Below are 1679 nucleotides of genomic sequence, written 5' to 3' on the forward strand. Positions count from 1 at the left end.
CCGCCGGTCACCGTCGTGTACCTCATGCTGGTCCTCGCCGGCGTCGGCACCCACGGCACGCAGTGCCTCATCATCGCCGCCGTCGCGAGCCACTATCCCGGGCACCTGCGCGGGACCGCGCTGGGCTGGGCACTCGGGACCGGCCGCATCGGCGCCGTCGCCGCACCCCAGATCGGTGGCCTCCTGCTGGCTGCCGGACTGGGCGTCAATTCCAATTTCCTGGCCTTCGCCGGTGCAGCCGCGATAGCAGCGGTCCTGCTGGCCGCCGTCGGGCTCAAACTCAAATCAAAACTCTCAACCTCCCCTTCACTAACAGGAGCAAGCAATGTCTGAGCACGTCCCGTCCACCAGTTTCCTGTCCACCGACGGCCGGTCCACCGATGTCCTCGTCATCGGAGGGGGAATGGCCGGATTGGCCGGAGCCCTCGCGCTGCGGGAAAGCGGCGCCGACGTCACCCTCGTGGAGCGGGCGCCCGAATTCGGCGAGGTCGGCGCTGGGCTGCAGATGGCGCCCAACGCCTCCCGCGTCCTGAAACGCTGGGGCCTGCTGGACAAGGCCTTGGAGATTGGCGTCCAGCCCAAGCACCTGGTCTTCCGCGACGCCGTCACCGGCGAGGAGCTCACGCGCCAGAGCCTCGGCGGGGAATTCGAGGAACGCTACGGTGCGCCCTACGTGGTGATCCACCGCAGCGACCTGCACCGGGTCCTGCTCGAGGGCTGCGAAGCGGCGGGCGTGAAACTGGTCAACGATGTCATGGTCGAGAGCGTGGAGACCGTGAACGGCAGGGGAGTGGCCCACACGGCCGCCGGCGTGGACTACGAGGCCGACGTCGTCATCGGCGCCGACGGGCTCAAGTCCACCCTGCGCCCGCTCGTTGCCGGCGACGAGCCGGTCCCCTCGGCCTACGTCGCCTACCGCGGCACCGTGCCCATTACCGAACACACACCCAAAGCGGACCTCGAGGACGTCATTGTCTACCTCGGACCGGACTGCCACCTCGTGCAGTACCCGCTGCGCAAGGGCGAGCTGCTGAACACCGTGGCCGTTTTCAAGTCCGCCTCCTTTGAGCGCGGCGAGGAGCAGTACGGGGGAGTCGACGAGCTCGAGGCCGCGTACAAGGACTGCGTCCCCGCCGTCCAGGCTGCGCTGAAAAACCTGGGCACCAGCATGCGCTGGCCCATGTACGACCGCGATCCGATCGAAAACTGGGTGGCCGGCCGCATGGTGCTGATGGGCGACGCCGCGCACCCGATGTTGCAGTACCTGGCCCAGGGCGCCTGCCAGGCGCTCGAGGACGCGGCAGTGCTGCAGGACGTCACCACCGGCACCGTGTTCACCGCCGACGGCGTCAACCCCGCGGCCTGGGACGGCGCGATCAAGGAATTCAACAACCTCCGCGCCGGCCGCACCGCCAGGGTCCAGCGCAGCGCCCGCGTCTGGGGCGAATCCTGGCACGTCTCCGGGCTGGCCCGGACGCTGCGCAACCTGCTCTTCAAGAGCCGGATGGACAACGATTTCCGGTACAACGACTGGCTGTACGGCCAGGACGGCGCCGGCGTGCCGGCGGCCCGCGCGGCACACTCCGACATGGCGGACAAGATCTCCGCCTAATCCGGGCTCCGGGCGAGGCTCCGTCCTTGGGTGACCCGTTACGAGCTCCGGGCGAGGCGCCGTCCTT

Annotated in this window: 2 protein-coding genes; both read left to right on the forward strand. The window is 69.0% G+C overall.

Going from position 1 to position 1679, the window contains the following annotated elements:
- Window positions 1-333: MFS transporter (locus tag LQV45_RS30460; RefSeq protein WP_374208339.1), on the forward strand; the 333-nt coding region annotated here is incomplete at its 5' end.
- Window positions 326-1612, forward strand: a complete 1287-nt coding sequence (locus LQV45_RS30465) for an FAD-dependent oxidoreductase (RefSeq protein ID WP_230010963.1) — start codon at window positions 326-328, stop codon at window positions 1610-1612. The genes LQV45_RS30460 and LQV45_RS30465, both read left to right, overlap by 8 nt.
- Window positions 1613-1679 lie beyond the last annotated feature (67 nt).

The sequence above is a fragment of the Microbacterium sp. Bi128 genome, assembly GCF_918698205.1.

Coding starts and splice junctions, on each gene's coding strand:
- LQV45_RS30465 (WP_230010963.1), top strand. CDS start 326: ATGTCTGAGCACGTCCCGTCCACCAGTTTCCTGTCCACCGACGGCCGG.